Source organism: Pseudomonas sp. CBS (genome assembly GCF_024734645.1).
GTDB lineage: Bacteria > Pseudomonadota > Gammaproteobacteria > Pseudomonadales > Pseudomonadaceae > Aquipseudomonas.
This window is the reverse complement of sequence record NZ_CP102929.1, coordinates 2,276,623-2,293,794: the sequence shown is the minus strand read 5'-3', so window position 1 is coordinate 2,293,794 and position 17,172 is coordinate 2,276,623. Positions and strand designations below refer to the sequence as shown.

The 17,172-nt window shown below is 59.4% G+C and carries 15 protein-coding genes; 8 read left to right on the top strand and 7 right to left on the bottom strand.

Annotation, left to right across the window (positions count from 1 at the left end; genetic code table 11):
- Positions 1–9 precede the first annotated feature (9 nt).
- From kdpA to NVB75_RS10105, 4 genes are all read right to left on the bottom strand, one after another.
- A complete protein-coding gene (gene kdpA, locus NVB75_RS10120; protein ID WP_076015290.1) occupies positions 10–1,716 on the bottom strand; it encodes a potassium-transporting ATPase subunit KdpA in 1,707 nt (568 codons plus the stop codon).
- 108 nt (positions 1,717–1,824) lie between these two features.
- Positions 1,825–1,923 (bottom strand): K(+)-transporting ATPase subunit F, encoded by a 99-nt coding sequence (gene kdpF, locus NVB75_RS10115; protein ID WP_003219423.1) that lies wholly within the window; start codon positions 1,921–1,923, stop codon positions 1,825–1,827.
- Positions 1,924–3,190: 1,267 nt separating this feature from the next.
- Entirely contained in the window at positions 3,191–4,321 is a 1,131-nt protein-coding gene (locus tag NVB75_RS10110) for a catalase family protein (RefSeq protein ID WP_258347044.1), read from the bottom strand.
- Between the two features lie 31 nt (positions 4,322–4,352).
- Positions 4,353–6,164: a cytochrome c gene (locus NVB75_RS10105; RefSeq protein WP_258347043.1), complete on the bottom strand. Its 1,812-nt coding sequence runs from the start codon at positions 6,162–6,164 to the stop codon at positions 4,353–4,355.
- Between the two features lie 246 nt (positions 6,165–6,410).
- On the opposite strand from NVB75_RS10105, the gene NVB75_RS10100 reads away from it, so the two are divergent.
- From NVB75_RS10100 to NVB75_RS10080, 5 genes are all read left to right on the top strand, one after another.
- Positions 6,411–7,151, top strand: a complete 741-nt coding sequence (locus tag NVB75_RS10100) for an FKBP-type peptidyl-prolyl cis-trans isomerase (RefSeq protein WP_003211122.1) — start codon at positions 6,411–6,413, stop codon at positions 7,149–7,151.
- A 482-nt stretch (positions 7,152–7,633) separates the two neighbouring features.
- Positions 7,634–8,089 carry a YkvA family protein gene (locus NVB75_RS10095; RefSeq protein ID WP_258347042.1) on the top strand — a complete coding sequence of 152 codons (456 nt, stop codon included), beginning with the start codon at positions 7,634–7,636 and terminating at the stop codon, positions 8,087–8,089.
- 97 nt (positions 8,090–8,186) lie between these two features.
- Positions 8,187–8,525 carry a helix-turn-helix transcriptional regulator gene (locus NVB75_RS10090; protein ID WP_258347041.1) on the top strand — a complete coding sequence of 113 codons (339 nt, stop codon included), beginning with the start codon at positions 8,187–8,189 and terminating at the stop codon, positions 8,523–8,525.
- Positions 8,522–8,893 (top strand): hypothetical protein, encoded by a 372-nt coding sequence (locus NVB75_RS10085; RefSeq protein WP_010166435.1) that lies wholly within the window; start codon positions 8,522–8,524, stop codon positions 8,891–8,893. The genes NVB75_RS10090 and NVB75_RS10085 overlap by 4 nt, the downstream gene beginning before the upstream one ends.
- Complete coding sequence (locus NVB75_RS10080; protein WP_258347040.1) at positions 8,893–9,279, top strand: tetratricopeptide repeat protein; 387 nt, start codon at positions 8,893–8,895, stop codon at positions 9,277–9,279. The genes NVB75_RS10085 and NVB75_RS10080 overlap by 1 nt, the downstream gene beginning before the upstream one ends.
- Before the next feature lies 1 nt (position 9,280).
- Here the strand turns inward: NVB75_RS10080 and NVB75_RS10075 are convergent, their stop codons facing one another.
- Together NVB75_RS10075 and NVB75_RS10070 are read right to left on the bottom strand one after the other, a co-directional pair.
- Positions 9,281–11,059, bottom strand: a complete 1,779-nt coding sequence (locus tag NVB75_RS10075) for a bifunctional diguanylate cyclase/phosphodiesterase (protein ID WP_258347039.1) — start codon at positions 11,057–11,059, stop codon at positions 9,281–9,283.
- Between the two features lie 111 nt (positions 11,060–11,170).
- Positions 11,171–13,285, bottom strand: a complete 2,115-nt coding sequence (locus tag NVB75_RS10070; protein WP_258347038.1) for a carboxy terminal-processing peptidase — start codon at positions 13,283–13,285, stop codon at positions 11,171–11,173.
- Between the two features lie 105 nt (positions 13,286–13,390).
- Between NVB75_RS10070 and NVB75_RS10065 the strand changes: the two genes are divergently transcribed.
- From NVB75_RS10065 to NVB75_RS10055, 3 genes are all read left to right on the top strand, one after another.
- Positions 13,391–14,353: a zinc-binding dehydrogenase gene (locus NVB75_RS10065; protein WP_258347037.1), complete on the top strand. Its 963-nt coding sequence runs from the start codon at positions 13,391–13,393 to the stop codon at positions 14,351–14,353.
- A 192-nt stretch (positions 14,354–14,545) separates the two neighbouring features.
- Positions 14,546–15,670, top strand: a complete 1,125-nt coding sequence (locus NVB75_RS10060) for an IS481 family transposase (RefSeq protein ID WP_258346772.1) — start codon at positions 14,546–14,548, stop codon at positions 15,668–15,670.
- A 375-nt stretch (positions 15,671–16,045) separates the two neighbouring features.
- Entirely contained in the window at positions 16,046–16,219 is a 174-nt protein-coding gene (locus NVB75_RS10055; RefSeq protein WP_258346372.1) for a hypothetical protein, read from the top strand.
- Between the two features lie 278 nt (positions 16,220–16,497).
- Here the strand turns inward: NVB75_RS10055 and NVB75_RS10050 are convergent, their stop codons facing one another.
- Positions 16,498–17,151, bottom strand: coding sequence for an HAD family phosphatase (locus NVB75_RS10050; RefSeq protein ID WP_076015301.1), 654 nt, complete (start codon positions 17,149–17,151; stop codon positions 16,498–16,500).
- Positions 17,152–17,172: the final 21 nt, after the last annotated feature.

The following is a 17,172-nucleotide window of genomic DNA, read 5'->3' as shown; positions in this document are numbered from 1 at the left end:
AACGTGTCCTTAGTTGTACGTCTGGCCGGACAGCAACTGCAGTTGCTCCACCAGCGGGCCGAGCGCGAGGGCCGGCAGGAAAGTCAGGCCACCGACTACCAGCACCACAAACACCACCAGCACCATGAACAGCGGGGTTGCGGTGGGGATGGTGCCGGCGCCGGCAGGCACGGTCTTTTTCATCGCCAGGGAACCGGCCACAGCGAGCATCGGCAGCATGGTGAAGAAGCGCCCGACCAGCATCGCGAGGCCAATGGTGGTGTTGAAAAACGGCGTGTTGGCGTTCAGCCCGGCGAACGCCGAACCGTTGTTGGCGGTGCCCGAGGTGTAGGCGTAGAGCACTTCGCTGAAACCGTGGGGGCCGAGGTTATTCAGGCTGGCCATAGTGTCGGGCCACAGGGCGGCGAGGGCGGTGAACCCGAGGATGCTGATGGGGTGCGCGAGCACCGAGAGCATCACCAGTTTCATCTCCCGGGCCTCGATCTTCTTGCCGAGGAATTCCGGGCTGCGGCCGATCATCATGCCCACCAGAAACACCGTCAGCAGCGCGTACTGGATCAGGTTGATAAAGCCCACGCCGTCGCCGCCGAACACGCAGTTGAGCATCATCTGCGCCAGGGGCACGAAGCCGCCCATGGGGGTCAATGAGTCATGCATCGCGTTGACCGAGCCGGTAGTGGCCGCGGTGGTGGTGGCGATAAACAGGCTGCTGTCGGCGATGCCGAAACGCAGCTCCTTGCCTTCCATATTGCCGCCGCTTTGCTCGATGGACAGCGTCTGGTTGGCACCGGCCTGGGTCAGCAGCGGGTTGCCGTTTTGCTCGGCGCCATACACCAGAGCGAGAAAGCCGATGAACATCACCAGGAAGGTGCCGAAAAACACCCAGCCCTGACGGCGTTGCAGCAGCATGCTGCCGAAGGTGTAGGTCAGCGCCGACGGGATCAGCAACATGCTGAGGATGTGCAGGGCGTTGGTCAGCGGTGTCGGGTTTTCGAACGGGTGCGCGGCGTTCATGCTGAAGAAGCCGCCGCCGTTGGTGCCGATATGCTTGATCGATTCAAAGCTCGCCACGGCGCCGACAATCAGTTGTTGCTGCGCGCCTTCCAGGGTGGTGGCCAGGGCTTGGGAGGAAAAGGTCTGCGGCATGCCTTGCCACACATACACCAGGGCCATGCCCACGCACAGCGGCAGCATCACGCGGTACAGGGTGCGGGTGAAGTCGACCCAGAAGTTGCCGATATCCGCCGAGCTTGAGCGGCTCAAGCCACGGATAAAACCCGCTGCGGCGACCACGCCCGAGGTGGCGCCGACAAACATCAGGAACGTAATCACCGCCATCTGGCTGAAGTTCGACAGGCTGGTTTCGCCCGAGTACGCCTGCCAGTTGGTGTTGGTGATAAAGGACGCGGCGGTATTGAACGCCAGGTCCGGGGTTTGCGCGGCCAGCCCGAGCGGGTTGATCGGCATGACGGCTTGCAGCCGCAGGATGATATAGCCGAGCAGCATCATCGCCGCGTTCGACAGCAGCAGGGCCGAACCGTAGCGTGCCCAGCCCATGGTTTCCAGCGGGTCGATGCCCAGCAGGCGATAGGTATAACGTTCCGGCAGGGCGTGGCGGGTTCCGGTAAACACCCGGGTCAGCCACTTGCCCATCAGCACGGCGAGCCCGGTCATCAACCCCAGGACCAGCGCAAATTCCAGCAAAGTGCTTAGCATGTCGAGGCTCCGTTCAAATCTTGCCCATGGCGACAATGGCCATGGCTGTCGTGGCGAAAAACACCAGGGAGAGGCCTACAAAAATCATGTCGTACATGGTGGGGCTCCCTAGAACTTTTCGGCGCGAATGAGGGCATAGCCCAGATAAGCGAACAGCCCGACGGCGCATAGGCCGCTGGCGATATAGATGAACTTGAGTGTGAGCACGGTGGAACTCCCCTGATTAATAAGCCGCGATTGCGGACGCGGGGAGGTTAAGAGGTTGGGTATCAAGTTCGGGCACTGATTACGGGGGCGGGTATTAAGACGGTGTATAGAGAGGGTTAGGGCGGGCGAACGGAAAAAAGGGATAGCCCGGGGGTGGGGTATCCCTTGAAACACTGGGGTTCTGCTGCTTTTGATGATCAGCTTATTTGGCTTTCTTTTTCTTTGAATCGCGGGTGGCGAGTTGTTCGAAGCAAAAGGCGGCGGCGCCGAACAGGGCGATCATTGAGAGGACGATCATGCCTAAAGTTGAACTTTCCACGATGACTTCCTACGGGGTGATTGGGGTGGAGGTCACAGTAGTGGAGGGGGGATTAGTTGCTCAATAGAGACGACGTAAACGTTATGGCTGGGGTTGAATCTATACGGAATCTTTACGTGGCTGTTGTGTGTATATCCGTTTTTTAGGTAACGGCTACTTATGGTTTCGCTCTTACAGCGAGTCACTTTGCAAAAGCGGCAAAGTAACCAAAACGCTCTGCCCCGCCTGTCGGCACCTCGCTAGGGCTCGGTGTTCCCTCACTCCGGCATTGCTCCGCGGGCCGCCGCGACGGGCCATCCATGGCCCGGCGCGGCTAAACCGGCGTCCTGCCGGTTTACCCGCTCCGCAATACCTGCGTTCGGCCTCGGGCTTATTGGGGCAGTCAGATCAAGATCAAAAGCAAAAGCACAGCGGCCTCCCGGCCGGCTTGAGTGTTAACAGCAAAAGCAAAAACCAGAGCGAAAGCAGAGCTGCTTTTCTGTGGGAGCGGGCTTGCTCGCGAAAAACCTGAGAGCGCCGCGTTCATCCAGAATGCCCACGTCATCGTTAACGACCTTCGCGAGCAAGCCCGCTCCCACATTTTTTGGACCGTGCCCGCTTTAGCTTTTGATTTTGCTTTTCAACACTCAAGCCGGCCGGTAGGCCGCTGTGCTTTTGCTTTTGATCTTGATCTTAGGCGCCCCGTTAAACCACGCTGGCCGAACGCAGGCTTTGGAGCGTGGGTAACCCGGCAGGACGCCGGGTTAGCCGCGCTGGGCCAAGGATGGCCCATCGCGGCGGCCCACGGTCCAAAGCCGGAGTGAGGGCACTCCGAGCCTAGGCGAGGAGCCGAGTGGTGGGGCAAGAGCGTTTTGCTTACTTTTGCGCTGTTCAAAAGTGAGCCGCTGTAAGAGCGGAACCAATAGCGGCCATAACCGCAGCAACGGATATGCACCCAATACGGCGGAGCTACAAATTCCGGCTATGCCGGTAATCACTGACCGCCTCATACACCGCCTTACGCAACCGATTAATCCCCCCAATCGGCCGATGCGCCTCCACCCCAAACCACGGATTAAACGACTGATTATCACAAGCCAGGTTCAACGCCGGCGTATCAAAATCCTGCGCCGGAATCACCACCTTGGCCACCGTCTCAAACGGCGCATCACTCTCTTTCCACTCAACGCTGGTGTCTTCGATCGGCATAAACTTCTGCGGATTCTGCCGCTGAATCTGCAACACAAAACACGCCGCCACCCGGTCCGTCGACAGTTGCTGATTCAACGCACTGCGCAAAAAGTTCGGCAGGTCCTGATTCTGCTTGGGCAGCACATACGCCGGACACCCCTGGGGATCCGGCGCCACCCGAAACTTCGCATTCGCCGCGCCAAACTTATACGGCGACACCGAGAAATACGTCGTCTGCGTAGGACTCACCGGCGGCGGCGCCAATGTCGCCAGCGCGATAAACAAATGCCGTACCTGCCAACTGCGCGGATCCACCCCGGGGAAGAACGCCAGGACCTTCTTGCCATCCGCCTGAGCCGAAACGTTCTGCGCATACTCCGCCACATCACTGACGAAAAAGTTCGGATGGCTGAACATCACAAAGTCCTGCTCACCCCGCGCCTGCTGATCCGCCAGCAACTGCTTGCCCGGCACGTCCAGCAACTTGATCGCCATCCCCCGGGCATCCCGGATGCTGTCGAACTGCGGGTACGCATTGCCGTTGGACAGGCGCATCATCGCCTGCCAGGTCTTGCCCGGCTCGGCGAACACGCCCTGGCGCAAGGCTGGGTCGAGGTCCGGCAATACGCTGACCTCGGCTTTCACGCAGCCATGGGCCTTGGCATGCGCGTCCCGCAGGTAACGCGTGCCCTCGCGGTGTTGATCGACAATGCGTACCGCAGTCTGGATGATGCCTTGGGTCATGGCGGCCTCACCCGGCGGGATCTGTTCATCCGGCGACACCGGGCCGCTGTGTTGCCAGGCGAACCACAGGGTGGACAGCAACCAACCCAGCAGGCCCAGGCCTACCAGCCACAACAGGGTCTTGCCAAGAAACGCGCCGAGGCGCAGCCAAAGTCGAGCGAGCATTTAAAAATCCTTTTCTGCGAAGTCGGTTGGGTCAGGGCAGTTGCTGTTCCAGCGGGCCACCCAGCACTTTCAAATATTCCAGCAGCGCCCAGCGTTCCTGAGGCAGCAAGCCTCGGCCGATCACCCCGTTGCCACGCTGCCCGGCACGGAATTCGTGGCCGCTGTTGTGGTTGCCGGTGATGCGCGTATCGAACAGGAACGCGTTGGGGAATGCAGCGGTTTGATAGCCCAGGTGGCGCGGGTCGTATTCGAAGGTGCCTTTATAGAAGCTCGGGCTGCGCTCGTCCTGGGGCGAGAGCAATTGATAGATCGTCGGCACCGAACCGTTGTGCAGGAACGGCGGTGTCGCCCATACCCCGGCCAGTGGCCGTGCCTTGTAGGCACGCAATTCGCGCACGCCGATCGGTAGGCCGAAGCCGTCCAGGCGCGGACGTTCGGCAGGTGTCACGCCGGCGGCACGGTAGGCGTGGTCTTCGACAAAGGCGGTGATGTACGCCAGGCCTTTGGCTGAAGAAATGCTGCGCAGGTCCAGCGGCTCGGTGGGGGTGGGGTGCAGTTCGACGTTCATTTTCGCCAACTCCGCCGGGTCCCATTGCAGGGCGCTGAGGTCGAAGCGGTGGTCAGCGATATTGTTGGCGGTAGTCGGGTCGGTGCCGATGACTTCCACCGGAAGCATTTTCAACTGGCGCACCGGGCGGCCATCGACTTGGGAAACTGCCGGTACGTGGCAGCCGGCGCAGTTTTCGGTGAACAACGCGCGGCCTTGGGCGGCCAACGGTTTGTCGATGGCGCCGAACAGGTCTTCAGGCCAGGTGGGTGGCTTGAGCCGTTGCAGGGTTTCTTCGATGGTATTCAGGTCGCGCACCCGCACGCTGGAGGCGTAGCGCGCGTCGCCCTGAAGCGGCTGGCCGGCGCTGTCGAAGAAGTCCAGGGTGGCGCCGACGCCCAGGGCTTCGCCGATATTGCGGGCCATGGGTTGCTGGGCCGAGCCGTTCCATTGCACCCAGTCGAAGGTCCAGATGTCCCACAGTTGCGGGTAGTCCACCGGGGCGTTGGCGATGCGGTAGTTGTCGGGGGAAATGGCGTCGCCGAAGCTGGCGTTGGCGATACGGCCAAAGGCGTCGGTACGCCCCGGGCCTTCTTCGGTGGGGTAGAGGCCGCGGTGGGTGTCGTTCCAGGCGACTTTCAGAAAGTTGTTCAGGGACTTCTTGAAGTCCTGACGCAGTTGCGCGACGTTCTGGTCGTTGTAGTCGTGGCCCAGCACGGTGTGGGCAAAACGCTCGAATTTCCACGGGTTGTAGTAGGTCGAGGCCAGGCTGGCAACCAGTGCCTGGCCGAAGCTGCCGCCGCGCAGGGTCGGCACGCTGGACGGCAGCACATGTTGCGCCGGGCCACCGTCGACCCGCAGGCCCTGGCCTTTGAAGTTCAACTGGCCGGTGTGGCAGGCGGCGCAAGTGATGTCGAGAAACTCATCATTGCTGCCAGCATTTTTATGCCGGGCGAAACCCACCGGCAGGTTGCCGGGGTTCTGCGCGGTGGGCACCTGCTTGGGGTCTACCAGAAAACCAAAGCGCGCCAGGTACTCGGGCGTGGCGAAACGCTGCTCGGAAAACGGCAGTTCCAGGGCGGTAAACCAGGCGTACCGCAGGCCCTTGACCTGGGTGCCCTGGGGTGTGAAGTAATAGGTCTGGCGATCTGCGGCGCTCCATTGGTCCTGGTAATGCACCTGTTCCACCGGCACGTAAACCGGCAGCTTCGGGTTGACCACGTAATAGAGCACCACCGCCAGGATCAGGCCCAGCAGTATGAAAATCATCAGCAAAACACGGGAAAAAATGCGCAAGATAACTATCCTTGTCGAGTTCTAGCGTTCTTATGCCATCAGGCCAGCAGTGCGGCAAGTGGCCATGAGCTTCGTTCCAGTGCTGCTGCTGTCCGTTGCAGGGCCCTGGATTGAATGAAAATGCTTTTAAACACGTGAACTTATCAGAAGTTTCCTGCTCACATGCCGGTAGCCATTGGTCGTGGCCGCCTGATAAGCTCGCGACTTTACTCGAATGCCCTTTTGGCACACGAACAAGGAAATAGCATGAAACAGCATCGGTTGGCGGCGGCGGTGGCCCTGGTTAGCCTGGTACTTGCGGGTTGTGATTCGCAAACCAGCGTAGAGCTGAAAACCCCGGCGCAAAAAGCTTCCTACGGTATCGGCCTGAACATGGGCAAAAGCCTTGCTCAAGAAGGTATGGATGACCTGGACTCCAAAGCGGTAGCCCAAGGCATCGAAGATGCCGTCGGCAAGAAAGAACAGAAGCTGAAAGACGACGAGCTGGTCGAAGCCTTCGCCGCACTGCAAAAACGTGCTGAAGAGCGTATGGCCAAGATGAGCGAAGAGTCGGCAACCGCCGGCAAGAAATTCCTCGAAGAAAACGCCAAGAAAGACGGCGTTGTCACCACTGCTTCCGGTCTGCAATACAAGATCGTGAAGAAAGCGGACGGTGCTCAACCCAAGCCAACCGACGTAGTGACTGTTCACTACACCGGCAAGCTCACTAACGGCACCACCTTTGACAGCTCCGTGGACCGCGGCAGCCCGATTGACCTGCCGGTCAGCGGCGTGATTCCAGGTTGGGTCGAAGGCCTGCAACTGATGCACGTTGGCGAGAAGGTCGAGTTGTACATCCCGTCCGACCTGGCCTACGGCGCGCAGAGCCCGAGCCCGGCGATTCCAGCCAACTCCGTGCTGGTATTCGACCTGGAACTGCTGGCCATCAAGGACCCGTCCAAGGCGGACGCTCCTGACGCACCGGCGGCTCCTGCTGCCAAGAAGTAATCAGCACCTGAACACACAACGCCCCGTTTCGACGGGGCGTTGTTGTTTCTGGCCTATGCGATCGTTCCCACGCTCTGCGATCGTTCCCACGCTCTGCGATCGTTCCCACGCTCTGCGTGGGAATGCATCCCGTGACGCTCTGCGTCACCATTGCGCATTGCTCAAGCCTAGCGCTAACAGCGAGCGCGGAGCGCCACAGGCGGCATTCCCACGCAGAGCCTGGGAACGATCAGTTGAATCCAGGGCAAATTCAACCGAACCCATGCGGGCTAGAGCAGTCTGATAAAAGACCCGAGCACGGGTAGACGCAGATAATCTCCAAGTCAATGAATTCTTGGGTTTTTTTTATGTGCGCAAAAAACGCCCGATCTGACTGTAGGCCTTGTATTACGTGGCTTTCAGCCTGGAAAACAGGCTCTGTTCACAAGGTTATCCACAATTTGTGTGGATAACCTTTTCTGTCGCCTGGAACTGGAGTGACGATGAAAGCACCGTTTAATTTCACCCGCTTCCTGCCCATGGCCGCCCGCCTGCTGGGCCGAGGCCGCTTGCCTACGTTGCTGTTCGCCGTTGCCGCCAAAGGCTCGAGCCAGGGCAACCGGTTGGGTAAACTCAAGGACGACCTCAAGCTGCTCCAGGCCTTGTGCCTGGCCTATTGGCGCGGCGAGTACCGGGCCATCAGCCCCAAGGCGCTGATTTCGGTGGTGGCGGGGCTGATGTACTTCCTCAGTCCGATTGATGCGATCCCGGATTTTATTCCGGTGTTCGGCATGCTCGACGACATCGCCGTGCTGGCATGGGTCATGAAGACCCTGGACGGCGAACTGAGCGCTTTTCGTGCCTGGCGCGAGCGTCAGGTCCCGGAGAAGCTTGCGGTGGTTGAGCGCCTGCCAGCGACGCCTCTGCTGCTTGAGCAGGAACAACTGAAAAAAAACTGAACCTTGCGAATATCCCCCTGCGCTCTTTGTGGCTGTTAGGATTACACTCCTAAGGAAAGTGCTTACGAAGTAAGTGTTGTGATCCTACGGGGCGGTCATGGATATTCAGATAATTACAAAGGATGGCGAACCCGAATATGCGGTTCTGCCTTGGGCTCAGTATCAGGCGCTGTTAAAAGCCGCCGGTCAGCAGCAGCCGACATCTCCTGCTTCGAACATTCGCCAAGCCACTGCCGAACCGGATCTGCGCCCCCTGGAGCAGCTGCGAAGCCTGCGCGAGGCCAAGGGCCTGGCCATCGAGGCTCTTGCGCGCACAGTGGGCATCAGCCCGTCTTACCTGGGCTTGATCGAAAGTGGTGAACGCCAGCCGGACGCAGCCATCCGCCGCAGCCTGGCCTGGGAACTGGGCGTCGCAGGTTGGAGGGAAGAAACGTGAGCGTACGCATCAGCCGTCAGCATTGGGATGGGTTAATCAACGAGCTGGACCAGGCGCGCCGACAGCGCCACCTCTTGACCTACCGCGCATTGCTGGAGCGCCTGCAATTTCCCACGCCGGCCATGCAAACCCTGACGGCTGCGCTGGAGCACCTGGCGGCGCTGGATGCCAAGGCCGACCAGCCGCTGCGCAGTTCCCTGGTGATCAGCCAGGGCGCCAGCCGCCTGCCACGCACCGGCTTCTTTGAATGTGTGGAGCGTCTTGGACGCTTCTGCGGGCCGTCCGATGGCGTGGCTGCAGCGTCATGGCACGCATCCGAAGTGGTGCGAGTATTTGAGTACGATTATCCCGAGTCAGCGGAGGCTTAGTGTTTTGGAAGCTTAAGGCGTATGTCAGTTATTGGCTGGCGCGCAAATTGTTTCATTGGTCCTGGTTCATGCGCCAGCCACGTTGCTGGCAATGGCTTGAAGGTCAGTTCGCACGCATGGCCAATCTGGGCGACGTAGGGGCCCAGAGTTTCTACGGACATATCCTGGCGTTTCGCGGCAAGGGCCTTGGCGCCCGTGAAGAGGGCGTGCGGCTGTTGCGGCTGGCGGCCCAGGCCGGAGATGGCAAGGCGGCCTACCAGATTGGGGTGTTGAGCCTCGCGGGCAGCCTTGGCAAGGCGCCGGATCCGCTGGAAGCGGCACGCTGGTGGAAAATCGCCGCCCGGGCCGGGCACCCGTTGGCGCAGATGCGTCTGGAACAACTCTGATCTAGAGCGGCTCCGCTTCTGCCTGGCCCAACTCCAGACTGTCGATCACATGAATGCTGTAGCCCGCCACGTTCTTTGCGTGGTGCTTGGCTTGCGAGGCCAGTTCCGCCAACTGGCTGGCATCGAGTTGTCCACAGGCCTGTGGATACAAATGCACCACGCCGATGGACAGCGACAGCAGCGCAAACTCCTGGCGCACGCCCTGGCGGTTCAGTGCAACGAAACAGCCTGCGTCCAGATGCTCGCTGCGATAGAAGCGCCGGCATTGAGTGTGGAAGTCGTCCAGCAACTGGTTAAGCCGCTTGCGCCAATCCTGCGGCCCCAGCACCAGCAAAAAGTCGTCACCGCCGATATGCCCGACAAAGTCGCGGCTGGGGTCTACCCGGTCGTTCAGGCATTGCGCCAGGCACAGCAACACTTCATCGCCCCGGCCATAGCCGTAGATATCGTTGAACGGTTTGAAACTGTCGATATCGACGTAGCAGATCACGGACTCACGCTGTTGCTGCAACAACCGCGTCAGGCACTGCTGGATCGGCACGTTGCCCGGCAGCAGGGTCAGCGGGTTGGCGTAGCGTGCCTGCTGGATTTTCAGCTCGGTAATCAGCTTGAGCACGTCGATCACCCGACCCAGCCCCAGGTAATCGCCGTTGAGGGTGATGATGAAATCTTCCTCGATCCGCTGGCGCGCGCGGCTGGTGAGCAGGCGGCTGACTTGCTGCAGGGACTGGCTCAGTTCCACCGCGAGGAAGTCATCACTCATCAAGCGGCTGATGGGCTTGCGGGCGAACAGGTCGGTGGCGAACGGCTTGAGCAGGGCGTCCGACAGCGAGTGCCGGTGCACGATGCCAATTGGATGGCCACGCTCATCCAGCACCGCCAGGGAATTGAGGTTGGCCTGGCGCCGAAAGGCTTCCAGCACCTGCGCCGTGGCGGTGTGCTGGCCCACGGCTGGTTGTTCGTTGAGCAGGGCGCTGAGGTCGCTGCCTTCGTCGTTCAGTGCGACGTTGGCGCTGTCAGGTTTGGGCAACATCAACCGCGCCTCCTGCGGCGGTTGTTCCTGGGGGCGGCAGAGCAGGTAACCCTGCACCAGGTCGACGCCCATCTCGGTGAGCACCGCCAACTCTTCCGGCAATTCGATACCTTCGGCGATGACTTGGGCTCGGGAGGCCTTGGCAATTTGCAGGATGGAGCCGACAAACTCGCGCTTGAGGGCGTCCTGGTGGATGCCGTCGATAAAATGCCGGTCGATCTTCACGTAGTCCGGGCGCAATTCCGACCATAGACGCAGGCTGGAATAGCCGGCGCCCAGGTCATCCAGGGCAATCGAAAAGCCCATGTCGCGGTAATGATGCAGCGCGGTTTGCAGCAGTTGAAAGTCGTCGGTCGGGGTTTGCTCGGTCAGTTCGATCACCACCTGGCTGGGCGGGATGCCGAAGTCGCTGAGCAGTTGCAGGGTGCGGCCAGGTTGATGGGCGGTTTCCAGCAGGGATTCGGGTGAGACGTTGAGGAACAGCTTGCCTGGCAGTTTCTGTTCGCTGAACCGCCGGCAGGCGCTTTCCCGGCAGACCATCTCCAGCTCGCTGAGGCGCCCGGCGTGGCGGGCTACGGAGAACAGCGCGATAGGGGAGTGCAGCGGGCTGTTGGACGGGCCACGGCTGAGGGCCTCGTAACCGACCACGCGTCGCTCGGACAGAGAAATGATCGGTTGGAACAGGCTGTGCAAACTGCCTTGAGCCAGGATTGAGCCCAATGCATTCAGCTGTTCGGTCATGGTCATGATTTTCTCGGTCGAAAAAAAAGGACCTGCTTGGGCAGGTCCTTCATTTCACGACAGAATGATGTCTATTTGATGACACTCCGGAGAGCGTTCACATTAAATTGCCATCATTTACTGCTTGGCCACCGTCTTACTGATTTTCAAGTAGTCCAGCAGGATGCGCCCGGTCTCGCTCAGGTAGGCATCATCTTCCGGCTTGGTTTTATCAGGCTCGGCGGCGATCGCGTCTTCGTCTTCTTTCTTCAGTTCCTTGAGTGGGGCTTCGCCTTTAGCCTTGCGGCGGGCGTTCTCCAGCACCAGTTGCTGATTCTCGATGTCGGTGTGCTGCGCACGACGGTCGGCTTCGTTGAGGCTGACGGTTTTCTCTTCCATCAACTTCTTGGCCAGGGCCAGCTTGTCGCGGATGAAGATGAACTCGGCATCCTTGGCGGAGCGGGCTTCGTGATCAGCTTTCAGCTGTGCGATGTACGGTTTGAACGGGTCTACCGCCGGCTTGATCGCAGGACGGATGGTGTCCCACGGCATGGCCTCAGGCAGTGCGCTCTCGCCGATTTCCTTGGTGTCGATGATCGACGGGAAATCGACATCCGGCAGTACGCCCTGATGCTGGGTGCTCTGCCCGGAAACCCGGTAGAACTTGGCCAGGGTCAGTTTCAGCTCGCCATGGTTCAGCGGCTGGATGGTCTGCACGGTGCCTTTGCCGAAGGTCTGGCCGCCGATGATCAGCGCACGGTGGTAGTCCTGCATCGCGCCGGCAAAAATCTCCGAAGCGGATGCCGAGAGGCGGTTGACCAGCAACGCCATTGGCCCTTTGTAGAAGGCACCCGGGTTCTCGTCTTCCAGCACGTCCACACGGCCGTCGGCGTTACGCACCAGCACGGTCGGACCCTTGTCGATAAACAGACTGGTCAGCTCGGTGGCTTCCTGCAGGGAACCGCCGCCGTTGTTGCGCAGGTCGATGACCACGCCGTCGACTTTTTCCTTCTGCAGTTCTGTCAGGATTTTCTTAACGTCGCGGGTGGTGCTCTTGTAGTCCGGATCACCGGCGCGGAACGCTTTGAAGTCCAGGTAGAACGCCGGGATCACCACCACGCCCAGCTTGTAGTCCTTGCCATCCTGCTTGAGGTTGAGGACTTGCTTCTGGACGGCCTGGTCTTCGAGCTTCACCGCTTCACGGGTGATGGACACGATCTTGCTGGTCTGGTCGTTCGGTGCGTTGGTGTGCGGAATCACTTCCAGGCGCACCACGCTGCCTTTCGGACCGCGGATCAGCTTGACCACTTCATCCAGACGCCAGCCGACCACATCGACCATCTCTTTGTCGGCCTGGGCCACACCGATGATCTTGTCGGCCGGAGCAACCTGCTTGGTCTTGTCGGCCGGACCTGCCGGCACCAGACGCACGATTTTCACCTGGTCGTTATCGCTTTGCAGGACGGCACCGATGCCTTCCAGCGACAGACTCATGTTGATATCGAAATTTTCCGCGTTATCTGGTGACAGATAATTGGTATGCGGGTCGTAGGACATTGCGAAGGTGTTGATGTAGGCCTGGAAGATATCTTCGGCACGGGTCTGATCCAGACGTGCCAACTGATTCTTGTAGCGCTTGGTCAACAGTTCCTGAATGGCCTTCGGCTCTTTGCCTGAGATCTTGTAGCGCAGGACTTCGTCCTTGACGCGTTTGCGCCACAGGTCGTCCAGTTCGGCTTCGGTGGTCAGCCAAGGAGCGTCCTTGCGGTCAACCAGCAAGGTCTCTTTCTTGGTGAAGTCGAACTGGTCGACGCCCTTGTTCAGCTCACCAATGGCGAAGTCCAGACGCGCTTTGACGCGGTCCAGGTAACGCTTGTAGATGGTGAAGCCGGGCTGCAAATCACCGCTCTTGAGGAAGTCGTCGAACTGCGTCTTCCACTTGTCGAACTCGGTGATGTCACTGGCCAGGAAATAGCTGCGCGAGGGATCCAACAGCTTGAGGTAGCTGTCGTAAATGATCACCGAGCGAGCGTCGTCCAGCGGCGGCTTGCTGTAATGGTGGCGCTTGAGCAACTCAACGACGTTGAGGCTGGCAATCACCTCATCGCGATCAGGCTGAAGATTGTCCCAGCTGTTGGCTGCGAACGTATTGCTCGATAGCGGCAGAAGGCCGATACCAATAAAAAGAGCGAGGGCGGTGCTGGGGAACAGATGCTTCATGCTGATTCGACGCGGGGGCAATTGATAACGCATATTAGGCCGTCTTTGAAGTCGCCGGTTCCATATGGGCCGGTCGCATAATGCAAAAAGCCCGGCGCTACAGCAACGGGCTCAGTCCAGACTCACTATGGAGGCACTGTGAAAGCATTGCAAGGCGTTGAAGGTCATGTGGAGTGGCAAGACGAGCCGAGTCCTACATGTGATGTAGGCCAAGTTCGCATTCGTGTGGCGGCTGCGGGCCTGAATCGGGCGGATTTATTACAGCGTTCAGGGCTCTATCCACCGCCTCCTGGCGCCAGTCAGGTGTTGGGCCTGGAGTGTTCCGGGGTGATCAGCGAAGTCGGCGCCGGTTCGTCGTGGCAGGTGGGTGATCGCGTTTGCGCCTTGCTCGCTGGTGGCGGGATGGCTGAAGAAGTGGTGGTGGATGCGCGGCATGTACTGCCGGTGCCGGAGGGCGTGTCGCTGGTGGAAGCGGCCGGGTTGCCCGAGGTGTACAGCACTGCGTGGCTGAATCTGTTCCAGCTGGCGGGCCTCAAGCCTGGGGAGAAGGTGTTGTTGCATGCTGGCGCCAGTGGGGTGGGCTCGGCGGCGATTCAGTTGTGCAAGGCGTTTGGTAGCCCGTGTTGGGTCAGCGTGGGGTCGGCGGATCGCCTGGCGTACTGTGAGGCGCTGGGGGCTCAGGGGGGTGTGGTACGTACTGACGGCATCGAGGGCTTGAGGGATTTTGGACCGTTCGATGTGATTCTTGACCCGGTGGGGGGGAATTACGCGGCGCTGAATCTCAAGCTGGCGGCGCGTGATGGGCGCTGGGTGTTGATCGGGTTGATGGGCGGCCGTGAGGCGCAGATCGATCTGGCGCAGGTGTTGGCCAAGCGTGTGCAGGTGTTGGGGTCGACGTTGCGTAGCCGGGATGATCAGTTCAAGGCTGACCTGTTCAGTGACTTGAGCCAGCATGTGTGGCCGTTGTTTGCCGAGGGCCGTTTGAGTCCGCAATTGGCGAAGACGTTTCCGATCAAGGATGCTGAGGCTGCGTTTGCGGAACTGGCGACTAATCGGATTTCCGGGAAGCTGGTGTTGGTGATTGACGAGAGTCTGACCTGATTTCCGATGCGACATTTGTGTTGGGGGGGAGTTGGCTGGGTGTATATCCGTTATTTGGGTGATGGCTGAGATTGGTTCCGCTCTTACAGCGGCTCACTTTTGAAGAGCGTGTACGGACCGGACACATGGTTGACGGATGTACGGGGACATGGTGGACACTTTTCGGCGAGCCAACTTCGCCGGAAATCCATCATGCCCTGGGACACGAGAGACGCCATGAGCCTGAAAGAAGAGTTCGTTGCCTTAGCCCGGCAACCCGGCAGTAATAAACGAGAGCTGTGTCGACGATTCGGGATCAGCCCCCAAACGGCGTATAAGTGGCTCAAACGCTACGAGGCCCAAGGCCGGTCGGGGCTGCAAGAGATGTCCCGCAAACCTATCACCAGCCCCAAGCTGACCGACCCTGCTCTAGAAACGGCGGTCATAGCGCTCAGGCAAGACCATCCCGCATGGGGTGGGCGCACGATCAGCAGCATTTTGAAAAAGCAGATTGCTCCCAGCACCGTCACCAATGTCCTGCATCGGCACGGGATGATTAAGCCTGCGCAGAAGGAACAATTGGCGAAGCTGAGGTTTGAGCACGATGCGCCTAACGATCTTTGGCAGATGGACTTCAAAGGGCATTTCCCGACGCAACAAGGCCGATGCCACCCCCTGACGTTGCTGGACGATCACTCGCGATTCAATTTGGCTATTCAAGCGTGTGATAACGAGCGTGGGGTTACGGTGAAGGAGAAGATGATCGAGGTATTCCAGCGTTTCGGATTACCGGCTCGCATCAACGTTGATAACGGCCCGCCATGGGGCTCTCCCCGCAACCCTGGAGAAATTACTGAGTTGAGTATCTGGTTGATTCGCTTAGGAATTCGGATCAGTTTCAGCCGCCCTTACCATCCGCAAACCAATGGAAAGATTGAGCGTTTCCATCGATCACTCAAGGCCGAAGTGCTTGATGGGCGCCAGTTTTCCACGATCAAGGAGGCTCAAACAGCGTTTGATCGATGGCGCGAGGTTTATAACCTGCAACGCCCCCATCAAGCATTGGACTACAAGGTGCCGATGGACCGGTATCGGGCCAGCCCCTGGGCTTATCCGCAGCAACTGCCAGAGTTTGAATACGGACCGGACGACCTATTGGCTAAGGTTTATGACAGTCGATTCCGCTTTCAGAAACGTTATTTCAGTATCGCCAAAGGCCTGGCTGGGCAGCACATCGCGATACGCCCAAAGCCTGAAAGTGAGGGGCTATTTGACGTCTACTTCTGCCATCACTTTTTGCGGACCATAGACGTGAATAAGCCTGATTACGGACCATAATGTGTCAACCATGTCCCCGCACATGTGTCCACCATGTGTCCGGTCCGTACAAAGAGCGCAAAAGTAAGCAAAACGCTCTTGCCCCACCACTCGGCTCCTCGCCTAGGCTCGGAGTGCCCTCACTCCGGCTTTGGACCGTGGGCCGCCGTCATGGGCCATCCTTGGCCCAGGACGGCTAACCTGGCGTCCTGCCAGGTTACCCACGCTCCAAAGCCTGCGTTCGGCCAGCGTGGTTTAACGGGGCGCCTAAGATCAAAATCAAGATCAAAAGCACAGCGGCCTCCCGGCCGGCTTGAGTGTTAAAAGCCAAATCAAAAGCTAAAGCGGGCACGGTCAAAAATGTGGGAGCGGGCTTGCTCGCGAAGGTCGTTAACGATGACGCTGGCATTCTGGATGAACGCGGCGCTCTCAGGTTTTTCGCGAGCAAGCCCGCTCCCACAGAAAAGCAGCTTTGTTTTCGCTCTGGTTTTTGCTTTTGCTTTTGATCTGGCTTTTAACACTCAAGCCGGCCGGGAGGCCGCTGTGCTTTTGCTTTTGATTTTGATCTGACTGCCCCAATAAGCCCGAGGCCGAACGCAGGCAGTGCGGAGCGGGTAAACCGGCAGGACGCCGGTTTAGCCGCGCTGGGCCATGGATGGCCCATCGCGGCGGCCCGCGGAGCAATGCCGGAGTGAGGGAACACCGAGCCTAGGCGAGGTGCCGACAGGCGGGGCAGAGCCCTTTGCTTACTTTGGGGCTTTTCCAAAGTGAGTCGCTGTAAGAGCGAAACCATAGGCGGCCGTTACCTAAATAACGGATATGTACTCACCTCAAACCTGCGCAAAACGTCAAACCCAATGATGAATCGGCCACCCAGCCTTCTCAGCATGCGCCCGCAACACCGGGTCCGGATTCACCACTTGCGGGTTCTCCACCTTCAGCAACAGCGGCAAGTCATTGCGCGAATCCGAGTAGAAGTACGCCCCATCAAGGTGCTCACCTTCCTGCTCCAGCCATTCCATCAGGCGGGTGATCTTGCCTTCGCGGTACGTCAATACACCCGTGGTCTTGCCGCTGTACACCCCATGAGCAACGTCCAACTCGATCCCCAACACTTCATCAATGCCGATACGCGCCGCAATCGGCTTCACCAGGTGCGTCCCCGACGCCGAGATCACCAGAATCCGGTCACCATTCTGGCGGTGCCGGGCGATAGTCCGGGTAGCTTCGCTGTAGATCAGCGGCTCGATAACGTCTTCCACCCACGGCTCAACAAGGTGCTCGATCTCTTCCGGCGTGCGCCCGATCATCGGCTCCAGGCTGAAGTCCATGTAGTCCTCCATGGCCAGTTCACCACGGCTGTAGGCCGCCATCAGTTCGTCGTTCTTGCGCATGAACGACTCGCCATCCACCCAGCCCAGGCGGCCCATCTGCTCGCTCCACAGGGTGGCGCAGTCGCCGTGGATCAGGGTGTCGTCCAGATCAAAAATTACCAATGCCATCTGTCACGCTCTCTCAAATAA

Bases quoted from the DNA above. Each gene is read 5' to 3' on its own strand.
- kdpA (WP_076015290.1), bottom strand. From the start codon at position 1,716: ATGCTAAGCACTTTGCTGGAATTTGCGCTGGTCCTGGGGTTGATGACC.
- NVB75_RS10110 (WP_258347044.1), bottom strand. From the start codon at position 4,321: ATGCTCGCTCGACTTTGGCTGCGCCTCGGCGCGTTTCTTGGCAAGACC.
- NVB75_RS10100 (WP_003211122.1), top strand. From the start codon at position 6,411: ATGAAACAGCATCGGTTGGCGGCGGCGGTGGCCCTGGTTAGCCTGGTA.
- NVB75_RS10095 (WP_258347042.1), top strand. From the start codon at position 7,634: ATGAAAGCACCGTTTAATTTCACCCGCTTCCTGCCCATGGCCGCCCGC.
- NVB75_RS10090 (WP_258347041.1), top strand. From the start codon at position 8,187: ATGGATATTCAGATAATTACAAAGGATGGCGAACCCGAATATGCGGTT.
- NVB75_RS10075 (WP_258347039.1), bottom strand. From the start codon at position 11,059: ATGACCATGACCGAACAGCTGAATGCATTGGGCTCAATCCTGGCTCAA.
- NVB75_RS10070 (WP_258347038.1), bottom strand. From the start codon at position 13,285: ATGCGTTATCAATTGCCCCCGCGTCGAATCAGCATGAAGCATCTGTTC.
- NVB75_RS10060 (WP_258346772.1), top strand. From the start codon at position 14,546: ATGCCCTGGGACACGAGAGACGCCATGAGCCTGAAAGAAGAGTTCGTT.
- NVB75_RS10055 (WP_258346372.1), top strand. From the start codon at position 16,046: ATGACGCTGGCATTCTGGATGAACGCGGCGCTCTCAGGTTTTTCGCGA.
- NVB75_RS10050 (WP_076015301.1), bottom strand. From the start codon at position 17,151: ATGGCATTGGTAATTTTTGATCTGGACGACACCCTGATCCACGGCGAC.